At 71.0% G+C, this 16,559-nt stretch carries 15 protein-coding genes; 13 read left to right on the top strand and 2 right to left on the bottom strand.

The window, feature by feature from the left end:
- Positions 1 to 14: 14 nt before the first annotated feature.
- Entirely contained in the window at positions 15 to 2,249 is a 2,235-nt protein-coding gene (locus ACJJVL_RS01745; RefSeq protein WP_405216372.1) for a RelA/SpoT family protein, read from the top strand.
- Between the two features lie 90 nt (positions 2,250 to 2,339).
- Here the strand turns inward: ACJJVL_RS01745 and ACJJVL_RS01740 are convergent, their stop codons facing one another.
- Together ACJJVL_RS01740 and ACJJVL_RS01735 are read right to left on the bottom strand one after the other, a co-directional pair.
- Complete coding sequence (locus tag ACJJVL_RS01740; RefSeq protein ID WP_405216370.1) at positions 2,340 to 3,860, bottom strand: DUF349 domain-containing protein; 1,521 nt, start codon at positions 3,858 to 3,860, stop codon at positions 2,340 to 2,342.
- 90 nt (positions 3,861 to 3,950) lie between these two features.
- Positions 3,951 to 4,712 carry a peptidylprolyl isomerase gene (locus ACJJVL_RS01735; RefSeq protein ID WP_405216368.1) on the bottom strand — a complete coding sequence of 254 codons (762 nt, stop codon included), beginning with the start codon at positions 4,710 to 4,712 and terminating at the stop codon, positions 3,951 to 3,953.
- A 128-nt stretch (positions 4,713 to 4,840) separates the two neighbouring features.
- Between ACJJVL_RS01735 and ACJJVL_RS01730 the strand changes: the two genes are divergently transcribed.
- The 12 genes from ACJJVL_RS01730 to aroQ all read left to right on the top strand — a co-directional run bounded on the left by ACJJVL_RS01730 (position 4,841) and on the right by aroQ (position 16,554).
- Positions 4,841 to 6,169: a replication-associated recombination protein A gene (locus ACJJVL_RS01730; protein WP_405216366.1), complete on the top strand. Its 1,329-nt coding sequence runs from the start codon at positions 4,841 to 4,843 to the stop codon at positions 6,167 to 6,169.
- Positions 6,170 to 6,292: 123 nt separating this feature from the next.
- The gene (gene rpsD / locus ACJJVL_RS01725) at positions 6,293 to 6,922 is read left to right on the top strand and encodes a 30S ribosomal protein S4 (protein ID WP_405216364.1); all 630 of its coding nucleotides are present in this window, start codon (positions 6,293 to 6,295) and stop codon (positions 6,920 to 6,922) included.
- A gap of 115 nt (positions 6,923 to 7,037) precedes the next feature.
- Positions 7,038 to 7,217 (top strand): hypothetical protein, encoded by a 180-nt coding sequence (locus tag ACJJVL_RS01720; RefSeq protein WP_347757364.1) that lies wholly within the window; start codon positions 7,038 to 7,040, stop codon positions 7,215 to 7,217.
- Between the two features lie 75 nt (positions 7,218 to 7,292).
- The gene (gene alaS, locus ACJJVL_RS01715; RefSeq protein WP_405216361.1) at positions 7,293 to 9,950 is read left to right on the top strand and encodes an alanine--tRNA ligase; all 2,658 of its coding nucleotides are present in this window, start codon (positions 7,293 to 7,295) and stop codon (positions 9,948 to 9,950) included.
- Between the two features lie 14 nt (positions 9,951 to 9,964).
- Positions 9,965 to 10,438 (top strand): Holliday junction resolvase RuvX, encoded by a 474-nt coding sequence (ruvX, locus tag ACJJVL_RS01710; RefSeq protein ID WP_405216359.1) that lies wholly within the window; start codon positions 9,965 to 9,967, stop codon positions 10,436 to 10,438.
- Between the two features lies 1 nt (position 10,439).
- Complete coding sequence (gene mltG / locus ACJJVL_RS01705) at positions 10,440 to 11,525, top strand: endolytic transglycosylase MltG (RefSeq protein WP_405216357.1); 1,086 nt, start codon at positions 10,440 to 10,442, stop codon at positions 11,523 to 11,525.
- 40 nt (positions 11,526 to 11,565) lie between these two features.
- On the top strand, positions 11,566 to 12,393 hold the full coding sequence (locus tag ACJJVL_RS01700) for a shikimate dehydrogenase family protein (protein ID WP_405216355.1): 828 nt from the start codon (positions 11,566 to 11,568) through the stop codon (positions 12,391 to 12,393).
- Between the two features lie 2 nt (positions 12,394 to 12,395).
- The gene (aroC, locus tag ACJJVL_RS01695) at positions 12,396 to 13,592 is read left to right on the top strand and encodes a chorismate synthase (RefSeq protein WP_405216353.1); all 1,197 of its coding nucleotides are present in this window, start codon (positions 12,396 to 12,398) and stop codon (positions 13,590 to 13,592) included.
- Between the two features lie 16 nt (positions 13,593 to 13,608).
- On the top strand, positions 13,609 to 14,151 hold the full coding sequence (locus ACJJVL_RS01690) for a shikimate kinase (RefSeq protein WP_405216351.1): 543 nt from the start codon (positions 13,609 to 13,611) through the stop codon (positions 14,149 to 14,151).
- 55 nt (positions 14,152 to 14,206) lie between these two features.
- Positions 14,207 to 15,268: a 3-dehydroquinate synthase gene (gene aroB / locus ACJJVL_RS01685; RefSeq protein WP_405216349.1), complete on the top strand. Its 1,062-nt coding sequence runs from the start codon at positions 14,207 to 14,209 to the stop codon at positions 15,266 to 15,268.
- Positions 15,269 to 15,562: 294 nt separating this feature from the next.
- Positions 15,563 to 15,919 (top strand): VOC family protein, encoded by a 357-nt coding sequence (locus ACJJVL_RS01680; protein WP_405216347.1) that lies wholly within the window; start codon positions 15,563 to 15,565, stop codon positions 15,917 to 15,919.
- Between the two features lie 200 nt (positions 15,920 to 16,119).
- Positions 16,120 to 16,554 (top strand): type II 3-dehydroquinate dehydratase, encoded by a 435-nt coding sequence (gene aroQ, locus ACJJVL_RS01675; protein WP_405216346.1) that lies wholly within the window; start codon positions 16,120 to 16,122, stop codon positions 16,552 to 16,554.
- Positions 16,555 to 16,559: the final 5 nt, after the last annotated feature.

Genomic DNA, 16,559 nt, shown 5'->3' with positions numbered 1-16,559 from the left:
AGGGGAGGGACAGCATGAGCGAGGTGCAGCCGAGCGGCTTCCGCACGCTGCTGCCGTTCCTCTTCTCGCGATCGCACCGAGTGGGCGCGATCGACGAGCTCATCCGTGCCGTCAAGGCCCAGCATCCGAAGGGCGACACGGGGCTGATCCAGCGGGCGTACATCGTCGCCGAGGAGGCGCACCGCGGGCAGTACCGCAAGTCGGGCGAACCCTACATCACGCACCCCGTCGCCGTCGCGCAGATCCTCGCCGACCTCGGCATCGGGGCGATCACGGTGGCGGCAGCGCTGCTCCACGACACGGTCGAGGACACCACCTACACGCTCGACCAGTGCCGCGCCGACTTCGGCGATGAGATCGCCATGCTCGTCGATGGCGTCACGAAGCTCGACAAGCTGAAGTACGGGCAGAGCGCGCAGGCCGAGACGGTCCGCAAGATGGTCGTGGCGATGTCGAAGGACATCCGGGTGCTCGTCATCAAGCTCGCCGACCGGCTGCACAACGCACGAACCTGGGGCTTCGTCTCGGACGAGTCCGCGCAGCGCAAGGCGCGGGAGACGATGGAGATCTACGCGCCGCTCGCGCACCGGCTCGGCATCCAGACCATCAAGGTCGAGCTCGAGGACCTCTCGTTCGCCGTGCTGCAGCCCAAGGTGTACCTGGAGATCAAGAACCTCGTGGATGCCCGGGCACCGGAGCGCGAGCGCTACCTCGACGAGGTCGTGGCGGCGCTGAGCGAGGACATGCGGGCGGGGAAGATCCGCGGTCGCATCGCTGGCCGCCCGAAGCAGTACTACTCCATCTACACGAAGATGCAGGTGCGCGGCCACGACTTCACCGACATCTACGACCTGGTCGGCGTGCGCGTGATCGTCGCGTCGGTGCGCGACTGCTATGCGGTGCTGGGCGCGATCCACGCGCGCTGGCAGCCCATGCCCGGCAGGCTCAAGGACTACATCGCGACGCCGAAGTTCAACCTCTACCAGTCGCTGCACACCACCGTGATCGGTCCGCGTGGGCATCACGTCGAGGTGCAGATCCGCACCGAGGAGATGCATCGCCGAGCGGAGTTCGGCGTCGCGGCGCACTGGAAGTACAAGCAGGGCACCGCCGGCAGCGGCGAAGTCTCGTCGACCGACATGGCCTGGCTCCAGCACATCAACGACTGGCAGGAGGAGACGACCGACCCGGGCGAGTTCCTGGATTCCCTGCGGTTCGAGATCGGGGCGAAGGAGCTCTACGTCTTCACGCCGAAGGGGAAGGTCATCGGGCTGCCGGCGGGTGCGACGCCCATCGACTTCGCCTACGCCGTGCACACCGAGGTCGGCCACCGCACGATGGGCGGCAAGATCAACGGCAAGCTCGTGCCGCTCGACACGAAGCTCACCACCGGCGACGTCGTCGAGGTGCTCACCTCGAAGAACCCCGACGCGGGCCCCAGTCAGGACTGGCTCTCGTTCGTCACGTCACCGCGTGCCCGCAGCAAGATCCGCCAGTGGTTCCAGCGCGAGCGGCGCGATGAGGCCGTCGAGGTCGGCAAGGAGGCGATCGCCAAGGCGATGCGCCGCCACGACCTGCCGCTGCAGAAGCTCATGGGGCGGGACGCATTCGCGCAGGTCGCGGCGCAGCTGAAGCACGACGACGTGACGGGGCTGTACGCGGCCGTGGGCGAGGGGCACGTCTCCACGCAGTCGGTGCTCGAGAAGGTGGTCGCCTACATCCGCGCGGAGGAGGGTTCCACCGACGACGGGCCGGCGGCGGTGCTTGCCCCCACGCGAGCGCCCAGGCCCGCATCGAGCGCCTCCGGCGTGCTCGTGCGCGGCGCCGACGACATCCTCGTGAAGCTGTCGAAGTGCTGCACGCCCGTGCCCGGCGATGACATCGTCGGCTTCGTGACCCGCGGCCAGGGCGTCAGCGTGCATCAGCGCAGCTGCCCGAACGTGCAGAGCCTGCTCACCGAGCCGGAGCGCATGATCGAGGTGGAGTGGGGAACGGGCTCGCAGGGACTGTTCCTCGTGAACATCCAGGTCGAGGCGCTCGATCGCGCCGCGCTGCTCAGCGACATCACCCGGGTGCTCAGCGAGCACCACGTCAACATCCTCTCCGCGAGCGTCGCCACCGGCACCGATCGCCTCGCGATCAGCCGCTTCTCGTTCGAGATGGGCGACGTCACCCACCTGGAGAGCGTGCTGAACGCCGTGCGCCGCATCGACGGCGTGTACGACGGCTACCGCATCACCACCGGCTGACGCACCGGTTCGGGGCCGCGCGGGTCGGGCTCACGCAGCACGGCCGGTCCCGGGGGTAACCCCGCAGACCGGCCGTGTCGGCGCGGCGCGTCAGCCCGCGGCTGCCACGACCTTCAGCCAGGAGCGCTTGGTCTCCAGCTCGGTCTCGATCTCGGACGTGCGCTTGGCGTCGGTGGTGGAGGCGAGCTCTGCCTCGAGCTTCTCGATGGCCTCCTCGAGCTGCCCGGCGACGCCCTCGGAGCGTGCCTTGCGCTCGGGGTTGTTGCTCTTCCAGTGCTGCTCGTCGAGCTCGCGCACGTGCGTCTCGATCTTGCGCATGCGATCCTCGACCTCGCGCAGCGACGCGCGCGGCACGCGGCCGATCTCGTCCCAGCGCTGCTGGATGCGGATCAGGGCGTCGCGGGCGGCGGTGCGGTCGCGCATCTCGAGGATCGGCGCAGCCTCGTCCAGCAGCGCCTGCTTCTTCACCAGGTTCTCGGCGAACTCCTCGTCGTCGACCGCCGACTGCTCGGCCTTCGCCTGGAACAGCACATCGCCGGCGTCCTTGAACTGCGCCCAGAGCGCGTCATCGACCTTGCGGCCCGCGCGGCCGGCTGCCTTCCACTGGTCCAGCAGCGTGCGGTAGGCGGGGATGCCGTCGACACCCTTCGGCGCGAGCGCCTGCGCCTGCTCGACAAGGGCCTGCTTGCGGGCGCGGACGTCCTTGTGCGAGGCATCGAGCTCGGCGAAGAACTTGCGACGCGCGGTCTCGAGCGTGCTGCGGGCATCGCGGAAGCGCTTCCAGAGCGCATCCGCCTGCTGCTTCGGCACCCGCGGTCCGTCCTTCTGCAGCCGCTGCCAGTCGGCGAAGAGCGCGTCGACCTTCTGCATCATCTGCTTCCACTGCACGTCGGAGAGGTCGCCGGCTGCCAGCCGCTCGATCGACTCGACGACGCTCGTGCGCTCGGCGACCGCTGCCTCGACCTCTGCCTTGCTCGCAGCCTGCTGCTGCTGCTCGAGCTCACCGAGCTCGCCGCGCAGCGCGTCGAGGCGACCGAGCAGCGATGCCAGGTCGCCGACGGCGTTGGCGCTCTGGACGTTCTTGTGCAGGTGACTCGCGGCCTTGGCGACATCCTTCGCGTTCGCACCGCCGCGGATGCGCTGCTCGAGCAGGCGCACCTGGCCCTCGAGGTCCGCGAACTTGCGCTCGAAGTAGGCGAGCGCCTCCTCCGGTGACACATCCGGGAACTGGCCGACGACGCGCCACTGGTCGCCGTCGCGCACTGCGACGGTGCCGGCGGCATCGACGCGACCGACGCCGCGCTCGATGACGTGCTCACCCATGGTGGGGCCGGCCGGTGCGGCCGGCTTCTCGGCGGCGGGCGCCTCTGCCGCGGGTGCCTCGGCCTCGGCCGCGGGTGCGGCAGCGTCTGCCGCGGGTGCCTCTGTCTCGGTGGCCGGGGCCTCCGCCTCCGCGGCGGGTGCCTCTGCGTCAGCGGCGGGAGTCGCGCTCGGGCTCGACTCCTCCGCCTGGGGCTGCGCGTCCGCGCTGGCTCCCGCGGCGTCGGGCGCGACTGCTTCGTCGGCGCTGTGCTGCGAGTCGGAGTCGGTGGGCTGGATGGGCTCAGGCATGACGGAGTCTCTCGTACGAGGGAACGGGCACGACGAGCGTACCGCGATGCAGCCCATGCAGGGGCCACGCGCGGCCCCTGCAGGGCTGTCCTACTGCAGGACGAAGTCGTCGATCGACACCGGCTCCGCGGGTGCGCCATCCGGGGCGTCGTCGACGGTGCCCTTGGCGATGACCTGCTCCCGCAGCTCGTCGAGTCCCGAGGTCACCTGGCCGACGACGGAGTAGCCGCCCGCAGCATCTGCGGGGATCGTGGTGTCGTCGTAGACCAAGAAGAACTGGTGACCGTTCGAATCGGCGTTGCCGCCCGCGCGCGCCATGGCGATGGTGCCCGCAGGATAGACGTCGTCCGCCGGTGCGTTCTCGATCGGGCCGTACTGGTAGGACGGGTCGCCGGCGCCGGTGCCGTCGAGCGAGCCGCACTGCAGCACGCTGAAGCCCTCGCCGGTCGTCAGTCGGTGGCAGGTCTTGCCGTCGTAGAAGTCGACCTGCGTGTCGTTGAGCACGGCGGACACCGCCTGCGGCGCTGCCTCGCCGTCGAGCTCGACGCCGAGCTCGACGCCGTTGATCGTCAACGTGCCCGTCCACGTGCGATTCTCAGCGAGCGAGGGATCGGGCACGGTGGAGTCGGCGGCATCGGGAGTCGCCGGCGCGCTCTCGGTCGCGGCGGGGTCGACAGGCTCGGCGGAGGGGCTCGTCAGCGCGATGATGCCGATGCCGCCGAGCAGCACGACGCCCGCGAGCAGCGCGCCGACGATCGAATCGCGCGTCTCCCGACGCCTCCTGCGCTCGTGCACCGTCTTGCGTGCGCGATAGTCGCGCACGCGGCGCTCCTGCTCCTGCTTCGTGACCACACGTTCTCCTCGTTGGACCTGCCGCAGTGCCTCTGTCATGTTCCAGGCGCGGCCGTCGATCACGCTACCGGCTGGCGAGCCGATCGTCAGCACCGGGCCGCGTCAGCGGTCGCATCTAGCATGGAGGCATGGCCAGGGGGACGACAGCGCCGCTCGCGGTGCGCATGCGCCCCACGAGCCTCGACGAGGTCGTCGGCCAGCGGCACCTGCTGGGGCCCGGCTCGCCGCTGCGTCGGCTCGCCGCTCCCGGCGATGGCGCGAGCGGCCAGAGCGTCATCCTGTGGGGCCCGCCCGGCACAGGCAAGACCACCCTCGCGCAGTCGATCGCGCACACCTCCGACCGCAGGTTCGTCGAACTCAGCGCCGTCACCGCCGGCGTGAAGGACGTGCGACAGGTGATGGAGGATTCGCTGAACCAGCGCGACCTCTTCGCCCAGTCGACCGTGCTGTTCCTCGACGAGATCCACCGCTTCTCGAAGGCGCAGCAGGATGCGCTGCTGCCGGGCGTCGAGCAGGGCTGGGTCACGCTCATCGCCGCGACCACCGAGAACCCGTCGTTCAGCGTCGTGAGCCCCTTGCTGTCGCGCTCGCTGCTGCTCACGCTCGAGCCGCTCGAGGACGACGACATCGCCGAGCTCATCGACCGCGCCGTCGCCGACCCGCGCGGGTTCGGCGCGGGCATCGTGCTCGACGACGACGCGAAGTCGCAGCTCATCCGGCTCTCGTCCGGCGACGCGCGCCGCGCGCTCACCGCACTCGAGGCCGCCGGCGCACATGCGCTGGAGGCCGCTGACGCGGCCGGAGCGACGGATGCCGCTGCCCCGGTCACAGCCGAGGCGGTGGCGAGCGCGGTCGACCGGGCGTTGCTGCGGTACGACCGGCAGGGCGATGAGCACTACGACGTCATCTCCGCATTCATCAAGTCGGTGCGCGGCTCCGACCCCGATGCCGCGCTGCACTACCTGGCGCGCATGATCGAGGCGGGGGAGGACCCGCGCTTCATCGCTCGGCGTATCATCGTGCTCGCGAGCGAGGACATCGGCATGGCCGACCCGCAGGGCCTGGTGATCGCGACCGCCGCCGCCACCGCCGTGCAGATGATCGGGATGCCGGAGGGGCGCATCCCGCTCGCGGAGGCGACCGTCTACCTCGCGACCGCGCCGAAGTCGAACCGCGCCTACCTCGGGATCGACGCGGCGATCGCCGACGTGCGATCCGGCGACTTCGGCCGTGTGCCCATGCATCTGCGCGATGGCCACTATCCGGGCGCGAAGCGGCTCGGGCACGGCAGGGGCTACCGCTACGCCCACGATGCGCCGCACGGTGTCGCGACGCAGCAGTACCTTCCCGACCCGCTCGTGGGCGTGCGCTACTACGACGCCGGGCAGCACGGCTTCGAGCGCGAGGTCGCGGCGCGCCTGGAGCGCATCCGCGCGATCCTGAGTGCCAAGCGCTGATCTGGTAGGCTCGTCCACGGTCCTGCAGGCTTCGTCCTGCGCTCTCGGGCCCGCAACCCTCCTTAGGTCGCGGCATTCCGCCGTGACAGCCGCTCACGCGGCAGCGACTCAGCGAAGGAAGTCATGTCCACGAAGTCCCGTTCCCGTTCGAAGGTGCGCCTGTCGCGCGCCCTCGGCGTCGCCCTCACTCCGAAGGCGGCCCGTTACCTCGAGAAGCGCCCCTATGGCCCCGGCCAGCACGGGCGCACCAAGCGCAAGGCTGACAGCGACTACGCCGTCCGTCTGCGCGAGAAGCAGCGTCTGAGGGCCCAGTACGGCCTTCGCGAGGCGCAGCTGCGCATCGTCTTCAACGAAGCCCGCCGCCAGCGCGGCCTGACGGGTGAGAACCTCGTCGAGCTGCTCGAGATGCGTCTGGACGCGCTCGTGCTGCGTGCCGGCTTCGCCCGCACCACGTCGCAGGCTCGCCAGCTCGTCGTGCACCGTCACATCATGGTCGACGGCCAGCGCGTCGACCGCCCGTCCTTCCGCGTGAAGGAGGGTCAGACGATCCACGTGCACGAGCGCAGCGAGGGCATGGAGCCCTTCCAGGTCGCAGCAGCGGGCGGTCACGCCCAGGTGCTGCCCCCGGTGCCGCCGTACCTCGAGGTGCAGCTCGACCGCCTGCAGGCGCGCCTCGTGCGTCGCCCCAAGCGCGCAGAGGTGCCCGTCGTCGCCGACGTGCAGCTCGTCGTCGAGTACTACGCCGCTCGCTGATCCAGCGATCGAGAGGAGGGGTCGCCCAGGTGGCGGCCCCTCTTCGTCGTTACACTTGGCTTTCGCCCCGGTGCCGATCCGGCTCGGGGCAAGCGACACACGAGGGGAACCCGCTGTGAAGAAAGTCCTGCTCCTGGCCGTCGGCGTCGTGATCGGCGTCCTTGCCGCCCGGCGCATCGAGGAGACCGAGAAGGGCAAGGCGTTCCTCGATGGTGTCGACGACCGCTCCCGTGAGTTCACCGATGCTGTCAAGGATGGCTACCAGTCTCGCGACCGCGAGCTGCGAGGCGAGTGACACCACCCGATTCGAACCCGGGCGCATCGCGCCCGGGTTCGTCAGGCCCTGATGGGGCTGGAAAGACCTGACCGAATGCAGACCGCAGAGATCCACCGCCGATTCCTGGCCCACTTCGAGCAGCGCGATCACACGATCCTCCCCTCCGCGTCACTCGTGAGCGACGATCCGGCGATCATGTTCACGATCGCCGGCATGGTGCCGTTCATCCCGTACCTGTCGGGCAGCGTGCCAGCGCCCTGGCCCCGCGTCGCCGACGTGCAGAAGTGCATCCGCACCAACGACATCGAAGAGGTCGGCCGCACGCCGAGGCACGGCACGTTCTTCCAGATGGCGGGCAACTGGTCGTTCGGCGACTACTTCAAGCGCGAGGCGATCGACTACGCCTGGCAGCTGCTGACGAATGCAGAGGACGCGGGCGGCTACGGCTTCGATCCGAAGCGCCTCTGGGCGACGGTGTACCTCACCGATGACGAGGCCGAGCAGCTGTGGCTCGAGGTCACCGACATCGATGCGGAGCGCATCCAGCGACTCGGCCTCGAGGACAACTACTGGATGACCGGGCAGCCCGGCCCCGCCGGACCCGACTCCGAGATCTTCTACGACCTGGGGCCCGAGTACGGTCCCGACGGCGGGCCGGCCACAGGCTCCGACCGCTACGTCGAGATCTGGAACCTCGTCTTCATGCAGGACGAGATCGCCGATGTGCGATCGAAGACCGAGTTCACGATCGTGCGAGAGCTGCCGAAGAAGAACATCGACACCGGCATGGGCCTCGAGCGCATCGCATTCCTCAAGCAGGGCGTGCAGAACATGTACGAGATCGACCAGGTGCGCCCGGTGCTCGATCTCGCGAGCGAGCTCTCCGGTCGGCGCTACGGCGCCGACCACGAGGATGACGTGCGGATGCGCGTGGTCGCCGACCACGTGCGCTCCTCGCTCATGCTCATGGGCGACGGCGTCACCCCCGGCAACGACGGTCGCGGCTACATCCTGCGCCGCCTCATGCGCCGCTCCGTTCGCGCGATGCGCCTGCTGGGCGTGCACGAGGCGACCTTCCCCACGCTCTTCCGCGCCAGCTACGACGCGATGTCGATCGCCTACCCCGATCTGCAGCAGACCTTCCCGCGCATCGAGCGGATGGCGATCGCAGAGGAGGAGACGTTCCTGAAGACGCTCGAGTCCGGCTCGACCGTGCTCGATCTCGCGATGCAGGATGTGCGCAGCTCCTCCAGCCAGGTGGTGCCGGGCAAGACCGCGTTCCTGCTGCACGACACCTACGGCTTCCCGATCGACCTGACGATGGAGATCGCCGAGGAGGCGGGCCTCGAGGTCGACCGCTCGACGTTCGAGTCGCTCATGAGCGAGCAGCGCACGCGCGCCAAGGCGGACGCGAAGGCGCGTCGCAGGCAGCTCGCCGACCTGTCGGTCTACTCCGAGCTGCGCGGCAGGGGAGAGACGGCCTTCCTCGGCTACGACGAGCTGGAGGCGGACGGTGAGGTCATCGGCATCATCGCCGACGGCGCGACCGTCGCATCCGCCTCCGTCGACCAGGAGGTCGAGGTCATCCTCACCGCCACGCCGCTGTACGCGGAGGCCGGCGGCCAGGACAGCGACCAGGGCCGACTGATCGGCAACGGGTTCGAGGCGGAGGTGCTCGACGTGCAGCGCCCCGTGCAGGGCCTCATCAGCCACACGGTGCGCGTCACGAGCGGCGAGATCGCCGTCGGCGACGTCGCGCGAGCCGTCGTCGATCCGCGCTACCGGCGCGGCGCCAACACCGCGCACTCGGCCACGCACGTCGTGCACGCGGCGCTGCGGCAGCTGCTCGGCCCGGATGCCGTGCAGGCGGGCTCCTACAACAAGGCCGGCTACATGCGGCTCGACTTCTCGTGGACCAACCCGCTCTCGGGCGACATGCGCCAAGAGCTCGAGGGCATCGCGAACAGCGCGATCCGCGACGACCTGCCGGTCGAGACCCGCGTCATGCCGCTCGACGAGGCGAAGGCCCTCGGCGCCATGTCGCTGTTCGGCGAGAAGTACGGCTCCACCGTGCGCATGGTCGACATCGGCGGACCGTGGTCACGTGAGCTCTGCGGCGGCACGCACGTCGCGGCCTCCAGCCAGATCGGACTCATCTCGATCACGAGCGAGTCGAGCGTCGGCTCGGGAGCGCGCCGCGTCGAGGCAGCGGTGGGCGCGGATGCGTTCGAGCAGCTGGTGGCGGAGCGCACGCTCGTGAGCGAGCTGACCTCCATGCTCAAGACCCCGAAGGAGCAGCTCCCCGGCCGCATCCAGGAGATCGTCGCGTCGCTCAAGACGGCCGAGAAGCGCATCGCCGAGTTCGAGTCGAAGCAGCTCGCGGGTCGCGCGACGCCGATCGCCGAGGCCGCGGAGCGCGTGGGCGGCGTCCGCCTGGCGAGCGTCGACCTGGGCGCCGTGGGCTCGCAGGACGACCTGCGCTCGCTCGCCGCGCAGGTGCGGGAGCGACTCGGCGCCGAGCCCGCGGTCGTCGCCATCGGCGGTGCCGTCGACGGTCGCCCGGCGATCGTGGTCGCCACGAACCAGTCGGCTCGCGACGCCGGCGTCGCGGCCGGCCCGCTGGCCAAGGCCGCGGCCACCGCGCTCGGCGGCGGCGGCGGCGGCAAGCCCGACATGGCGCAGGGCGGCGGTCAGGATGCCGCAGCGATGCCGGCAGCGCTGGCAGCCGTGCGCGACGGGATCCAGCGCTGAGCGCGGCAGGCACGATGCGGCGCGGCGTGCGGATCGGTGTCGACGTGGGCAGAGCCCGCGTCGGTGTCGCCCGCTGCGATGTCGATGGCCTGCTCGCGACGCCGGTGGAGACGATCCAGCGCGCATCCGTCGAGCCCGTCGCGCGGCTGCGCGAGATCGCGGCGGAGCTGGGTGCGATGGAGGCGGTCGTCGGTCTGCCGATCTCGCTCTCCGGGCGCGACACGCCGAGCACGCAGGACGCCCGCGACATGGCCGCCATGCTCGCGGCGACGATGCCGGTGCGGCTCGTCGATGAGCGGCTGTCGACCGTGACAGCGTCGGCGGGCATGCGCGCATCCGGCAAGTCGTCGCGCCAGCAGCGTGCCACGATCGACCAGGCGGCGGCGGTCGTCATCCTGCAGCACGCGCTCGACAGCGAGCGCGCATCCGGGCGAACGCCGGGCGAGCTGCTCACCGGCGGGCAGGCCCCGCAGCGAGAAGAGGACTGACATGGCTGGACGTCGAGCACGCGCGCAGGAAGCGCGCAGGCAGCAGGCGCGCAAGCGGATCATCGGCGCGGTCATTGCGCTCGTCATCCTCGGCGGCCTCGTCGCCGTCGGCGTCTGGGGCGTGTCGAAGCTCTCGGAGCGCTTCGCGGGCCCCGAGGACTACCCGGGCCCCGGCACCGGTGAAGCGATCATCCAGGTCCAGTCGGGCGAGAATGGCTACGACGTCGCGGCGACGCTGCTGGAGGAGGACGTGATCGCCAGCACCGAGGCGTTCACCGACATCCTCGTGGACGATCCGAGCATCCAGCTGCATCCCGGTGCCTACCGCGTGCAGCAGCAGATGTCGGCGCAGGGCGCGCTCGACGCGATCCTCGACCCCGCGAACAAGGTCGAGCTGCGCGTCACCGTGCCGGAGGGGTACACGCTGCCGCAGGTGTTCGAGCGACTCGAGCGCGATCTCGGGATCCCGCAGGAGGAGTTCCTGCAGCTGGCCGGCAACTTCACGCAGTTCGACCTGCCGGAGGACGCGATCTCGCTCGAGGGGTGGCTGTTCCCTGCCACCTACACCTTCGACGACGGCATCACCGCGGAGGGCGTGCTGGAGACGATGATCGCTCGTCAGCACGAGGCGCTCGAGCAGTACGGCGTCGCGGACGCGGATGCGCAGCGCGTGCTCACGTTTGCGTCCGTCGTGCAGCGCGAGGCCCGCTTCGCCGAGGACTTCGGCAAGGTGGCGCGCGTGTTCCAGAACCGCCTCGACATCAACATGCCGCTGCAGTCGGATGCCACCGTCGCGTACGGCACCGGCAATCTGCACGTCGTGACGACGACGGCCGAGGAGCGGGCCGACGCATCCAATCCCTACAACACCTACCAGGTTCCGGGCCTGCCGGTCGGGCCCATCGGTGCGCCGGGAGATCAGGCGATCCAGGCGGTGCTGGAGCCGACCGAGGGGCCGTGGCTCTACTTCGTGACGGTGAACCCGGAGACCGGCGAGACGATCTTCTCCGAGACCTACGACGAGCACCAGCAGGCGGTCGCGCAGTTCCAGCAGTTCCTGCGCGACAACCCGGGCTGGGGCGGCTGAGTTGTCGCTCCCGGGCGCGCATACTCGCCGACTGGCGGTGGTGGGCTCGCCGATCGATCACTCGCTCTCGCCCGTGCTGCAGGGAGCGGCCGCCCGCGAGCTCGGGCTCGACTGGCGCTGCGAGCGGCGGCTGGTCGCAGCCGGAGAGCTGAGCGACTTCGTCGACGTGCTCGACCACGCGTGGCTCGGGCTGTCGGTCACGGCGCCGCTCAAGGAGGAGGCTCGCGCGCTCGCCGCGAGCGTCGATGATCGCGCGCAGCGCACGGGCGCGGTGAACACGCTGCTGCTCGGCAGCCGGGTGCGCGGGTTCAACACCGACGTCGGCGGCATCGTGCGGGCGTTCACGGATGCCGGCGTCGCCGCGATCACGACCGGCGCGATCGCCGGCGCGGGCGCCACGGCGCTGTCGGCGCTGCTCGCGCTCGCCGAGCTGGGCGCGACGAGCGTGACGGTCGGGCTGCGCACCGCGGCACGCGGGGAGCGGCTGGAGGAGCTCGCAGCGCAGCTGGGCGTCTCGCTGACGCTCCAGCCGCTCGACGCGGCACTGCCGGCTGCGGATGCCGCGGTCTCCACGCTCCCCGCGTCCGCTGCGGTCGTGCCGACCTTCCTGTCGCCGCCCACGCGGCTGCTCGACGCGGACTACGCGCGGGCCGATGGGTCACGGTTTGCGTCCGCCCTGCCGACCGCGTGCCTCATCGACGGGCGCGAGATGCTGCTCGGTCAGGCGGTGCTGCAGGCCCGCATCTTCTCGCTCGGCGACGTCGACGCCCCGCTCGCGGACGAGCCGCGCGTCGTGGCGGCCATGCGCGCGGCGATGCGCGGCGCCGCCGACGTCGAAGCGGCATCCGCTCGTCTGGAAGAATCGTAGGCATGCTGCGCTGGTTGACTGCCGGGGAATCCCACGGCCCCGAACTGATCGCCATCCTCGAGGGGCTTCCCGCGGGGGTGCCGATCACCGCCTCGCAGATCCAGGACGACCTGCAGCGGCGCAAGCTCGGCGCCGGTCGCGGCGCGCGGATGAAGTTCGAGCAGGACGCATTGTCGATCTCCGGCGGGGTGCGCCACGGCCGCACCCAGGGTGGGCCGATCGCGCTCCGCGTCGGCAACACGGAGTGGCCGAAGTGGATGGAGGTCATGTCCGCAGCGCCGCTCGAGACGGAGCTCACCGGGGCCCGCGCGGCGAAGCTCACGCGGCCCCGCCCCGGCCACGCCGACCTGGTCGGCATGCAGAAGCACGGCTTCGACGAGGCACGACCGGTGCTCGAGCGCGCGAGCGCGCGCGAGACGGCAGCCCGGGTCGCGCTCGGCGCCATCGCCCGTGCGTTCCTCGGCGAGCTGGGGGTGCGGCTCGTGAGCCACACCCTCTCGATCGGGCCCGTGCGCGTGCCGGACGACGCTGAGCTGCCGACGCCCGACGACGTCGACCGCCTGGACGCCGACGAGCTGCGCTGCCACCACGCTGCGACGAGCGCCGCCATGCTGGCGGAGGTCGAGGACGCCCGGCGCGCGGGCGACACCCTCGGCGGCATCGTGGAGGTGCTCGCCTACGGGCTGCCCCCCGGCATCGGCTCCTACGTGCACTGGGACCGCAGGCTCGACGGACGCCTCGCTCAGGCGCTCATGGGCATCCAGGCCATCAAGGGCGTCGAGGTCGGCGACGGCTTCGAGACCACCCGTCGCCGCGGCAGCGCGGCGCACGACGAGCTGCTCGTCGGGGAGGCGGGCGTCCACCGCCCGACCAGCCGCGCCGGCGGCATCGAGGGCGGCATGTCCACGGGCGATGCGCTGCGCGTGCGCGCGGGCATGAAGCCGATCGCGACGGTGCCGCGAGCGCTGCGCACCATCGACACCGCCACGGGCGAGGCCGCGCAGGCGCATCACCAGCGCAGCGATGTGTGCGCGGTGCCGGCCGCGGGCGTGGTCGCAGAGGCGATGGTCGCGCTCGTGCTCGCCGACGCGATGGTGGAGAAGTTCGGGGGCGACTCCGTCGCCGAGACCCGCAGGAATCTGGACGGCTACCTCGCCGCGATCCCCGAGCAGCTGCGCACGGTGCCGGAGGCGCACTGATGCGCCTGTTGCCGCCATGACGGCCGACGGCCCGCGCCCGGGCGACGAGGCGAGCGCGACGCCGCCGGTCGTGCTCATCGGCCCGATGGCCGCTGGCAAGACCTCGATCGGTCGCAAGCTCGCCTCGCGCATGGGCCGCACCTTCGCAGACACCGACCGCCTGATCGCACTCGAGCACGGGCCGATCCCGGAGATCTTCGCCGCCCACGGCGAGCCGACGTTCCGGCAGTGGGAGGCCGAGACCGTGCGGCGAGCGCTCACGCCCGGCACCGTCGTCGCGCTCGGCGGCGGCGCCGTGCTCGACGAGGGCACGCGCGCGCTGCTGCGCGCCCACGCCACGGTCGTGCTCGTCACGGTCGACGCGATCGCCGCCGAGCGACGGATCGGCGGCGGCGGACGACCGCTCGTCGCCGACGGCATCGACGCGTGGCGCCGCATCGCGGCCGAGCGCGACGCCGTCTACCGCGACCTCGCCGACACGAGCGTCGACACCTCCCGCACACCCATGGCCGTGCTGGTCGACCAGCTGGAGGCCTGGCTGGTGGAGCGGGGGCTCTGAACCGCATGACCGATAGCCACGCCGCACACCGCACGCAACCCCAGGGAGCACGCGCATGACCACGATCCACGTTCCGACCACCGAGCCCTACGACGTCCACGTCGGTCGGGGCATCCTGGTCGAGCGCCTGCAGCAGCAGCTCGACGGGGTGCAGCGACTGCTGGTCGTGCACCAGCCGGCGATGTCGCGCATCGCCGACCATCTGAAGGCCTCGCTCGACGTCGAGGTGCTGCTCGCGGAGGTGCCGGACGCCGAGGAGGCCAAGCGCATCGAGGTCGCGCAGTTCCTGTGGCAGATCATGGGGCAGGCCGACTTCACGAGGTCGGATGCCGTGCTCGGCCTCGGCGGCGGTGCCGTGACCGATCTGGCCGGCTTCGTGGGCGCGACCTGGCTGCGGGGTGTGCGGGTCGTGCAGGTGCCGACCAGCGTGCTCGGCATGGTCGACGCGGCGGTCGGGGGCAAGACGGGCATCAACACCGAGCAGGGCAAGAACCTGGTCGGCGCATTCCACCACCCGGCGGCCGTCATCGCCGACCTCGAGCTGGTCGACTCGCTGCCGCGCAACGAGCTGCTGACCGGCTTCGCCGAGATCGTCAAGGCCGGCTTCATCGCCGACCCGCGCATCCTCGAGCTGCTGGAGACCGAGCTCGACGCATCCACCGACCCGACGACGCCGCAGTTCGCCGAGATCGTGGCGCGCTCGATCGAGGTCAAGGTGCGAGCGGTTGCGAAGGACTTCCGCGACACGGGGGAGCGCGAGTTCTTGAACTACGGGCACACGCTCGGCCACGCGATCGAGCACAACGAGCGCTATCGCTGGAGGCACGGCGCTGCGGTGTCGATCGGCATGGTGTTCGCTGCCGAGCTCTCGCGCCTCGCCGGCCGGCTGCCGGAGCGCGTCGTCGATCAGCACCGCGAGATCCTCGGGTCGCTGGAGCTGCCGATGACCTATCCCGTCGGACGCTGGCAGACGCTGCTGGCGTCGATGCGCAAGGACAAGAAGACGCGCGGCTCGATGCTGCGGTACGTGGTGCTCGACGACGTTGCGAAGCCGCGGATCCTCGAGGGCCCCGACGAGGGCCTGCTGTTCATGGCCTACCAGTCGCTCGCCGACTGACGCCCGGCGCTGCTGCGGCCCGGTCTCGTGACGGCAGCGGGCTGCGCCCGCCGCCTCCTCGACCTGCGGCCGTTGGTCGAGGAGCTCCGCCGGTCGAGCAGCGCCCGTCGGTCGAGGAGCTCCCGTTGGTCGAGCAGCTCCCGTCGGTCGAGGAGCGTGCGGCGCAGCCGCGCGCGTCACGAGACCCGGCAATGCAGCGGTTCGGTCGCTCCGTCGGTCGAGGAGCGTGCGGCGCAGCCGCGCGCGTCACGAGACCCCTGGCGCATCGCGCGGTGCGCGAGCAGACTCACAGCCATGGCACACGGAGACATCACACACATCGAGATCCCTGTCGCGGATCTGCAGCAGGCATCCGCCTTCTACTCCGACCTCTTCGGCTGGCAGTTCGCCGAGATGGAAGGATTCGAGGGCTACCCCATGTTCCAGGCGCCCAACGGCGTCTCGGGCGGCGCGCTCACGCAGCGCGCGGAGGGGTTCACGCAGCCTCGGAGCATGGTCGAGGTCGACTCCATCGACGAGACGCTGGAGAAGGCGACGGCGCGGGGTGCGACGGTCGTCATCGCCAAGGCCGAGATCACGCCCACGAGCTGGTGGGCCGTGCTCGCCGACCCCGACGGCAACCACGTGGGGCTGGCCGAAGGCATGATGTAGCGGCTGCTCTGTCAGTCGGGGTGCGGGGGATCGGTCTCGTGACGGCGGCGGGCTGCGCCCGCTGCCTCCTCGACCTGCGGCTGCTCCGTCGGTCGAGGAGCGCGTGGCGGAGCCGCGCGCGTCACGAGACCAAGGCGGCAGAGCATCGCGCGTCACGAGACCGCGGCGGCTGCGCCGCGCGGATGCGGCAGACTGGCCGCATGCGCATCCTGGTCCTGAACGGCCCGAACCTCGGCAGGCTCGGCACGCGCGAGCCCGAGGTCTACGGCACCATGACGATCGCCGACATCGCGCCGCTCGTCGCCTCAGCCGGCACGAGCGATGCCCCCGTCGAGCCGGACGTGCGGCAGACCGACGACGAGGCCGAGCTGGTCGGCTGGCTGCACGAAGCCGTCGATGCGCGCACGCCGGTGATCCTCAATCCAGCGGCGTTCACCCACTACTCCTACGCGCTCCGAGACGCGTGCGCACAGCTGCAGGGTGTTGCGCCGCTCGTCGAGGTGCACATCTCAAACCCCCACGCTCGCGAGGCGTTCCGCCACACGTCCGTCGTCTCGGCCGTTGCGACGGGCGTGATCGCCGGCTTCGGGCTCGACGGCTACCGGCTCGCAGCGCAGGCCATCGTCGGCCGCTGAACGCC

The sequence above is a fragment of the Agrococcus sp. Ld7 genome (assembly GCF_045064095.1).
Taxonomy (GTDB): Bacteria; Actinomycetota; Actinomycetes; order Actinomycetales; family Microbacteriaceae; genus Agrococcus.
The sequence above is the reverse complement of the archived record's forward strand: the minus strand, read 5'-3'. Positions and strand labels throughout refer to the sequence as shown.

Excerpts from the sequence above, each read along its gene's own strand:
- aroC (WP_405216353.1), top strand. The coding sequence starts at position 12,396 with ATGCTGCGCTGGTTGACTGCCGGGGAATCCCACGGCCCCGAACTGATC.
- alaS (WP_405216361.1), top strand. The coding sequence starts at position 7,293 with ATGCAGACCGCAGAGATCCACCGCCGATTCCTGGCCCACTTCGAGCAG.
- mltG (WP_405216357.1), top strand. The coding sequence starts at position 10,440 with ATGGCTGGACGTCGAGCACGCGCGCAGGAAGCGCGCAGGCAGCAGGCG.
- ACJJVL_RS01680 (WP_405216347.1), top strand. The coding sequence starts at position 15,563 with ATGGCACACGGAGACATCACACACATCGAGATCCCTGTCGCGGATCTG.
- aroB (WP_405216349.1), top strand. The coding sequence starts at position 14,207 with ATGACCACGATCCACGTTCCGACCACCGAGCCCTACGACGTCCACGTC.
- ruvX (WP_405216359.1), top strand. The coding sequence starts at position 9,965 with ATGCGGCGCGGCGTGCGGATCGGTGTCGACGTGGGCAGAGCCCGCGTC.
- ACJJVL_RS01745 (WP_405216372.1), top strand. The coding sequence starts at position 15 with ATGAGCGAGGTGCAGCCGAGCGGCTTCCGCACGCTGCTGCCGTTCCTC.
- ACJJVL_RS01740 (WP_405216370.1), bottom strand. The coding sequence starts at position 3,860 with ATGCCTGAGCCCATCCAGCCCACCGACTCCGACTCGCAGCACAGCGCC.
- ACJJVL_RS01690 (WP_405216351.1), top strand. The coding sequence starts at position 13,609 with ATGACGGCCGACGGCCCGCGCCCGGGCGACGAGGCGAGCGCGACGCCG.
- ACJJVL_RS01730 (WP_405216366.1), top strand. The coding sequence starts at position 4,841 with ATGGCCAGGGGGACGACAGCGCCGCTCGCGGTGCGCATGCGCCCCACG.
- aroQ (WP_405216346.1), top strand. The coding sequence starts at position 16,120 with ATGCGCATCCTGGTCCTGAACGGCCCGAACCTCGGCAGGCTCGGCACG.
- rpsD (WP_405216364.1), top strand. The coding sequence starts at position 6,293 with ATGTCCACGAAGTCCCGTTCCCGTTCGAAGGTGCGCCTGTCGCGCGCC.